The sequence below is a fragment of the Pseudomonas sp. 05T35 genome (assembly GCF_056396605.1).
The window spans coordinates 1-464 of record NZ_JBFTLU010000964.1 but is presented as its reverse complement, the minus strand read 5'-3'; the positions used below and the strand labels follow the sequence as shown (position 1 = coordinate 464).

The 464-nt window shown below is 47.2% G+C and carries 1 protein-coding gene; it reads right to left on the bottom strand.

The window, feature by feature from the left end:
- A partial coding sequence (locus tag AC1DH9_RS30930) for a hypothetical protein (protein WP_477809560.1) occupies positions 1 to 464 on the bottom strand: 464 nt, incomplete at both ends.

The following is a 464-nucleotide window of genomic DNA, read 5'->3' as shown; positions in this document are numbered from 1 at the left end:
ATCTACAATAGATGCAATCGCCTCTGTTACCAGTCGTAGGCGGGGGCTTACGATGAAGTCCTCACCTGTACTTAGAGTAATTAACTCCGGGTCATCCCAATGCTGCTCGATCTGCAATAGACCATTACACACCGCAACAGTATAAGCCTCACCGAGCGTCCGCTCATCACGAACAATTACTCCCGCATCAACCAAGCTATCAAAATACTCTTGATCATCCTCATTTAAAAATTTCGGTGGCTGTCCATACCAAATAACGCCGGACTTAGGCGCGGTGGAAAGGGCACTCAGTAAGTCCTCAGCACGAAACCAATCACGATCCGGCTGATAACCATCTACTAGTATCAATCCAAGTGCAGTTGCACTTTCCGTCAAATTGAGCAGCATGGAAGACGTATGTTTTGCTCGTCGCACCACTAATTCTTTTTTATTTCTTGGCGGATCCAGCTCTGGGACACCAACAC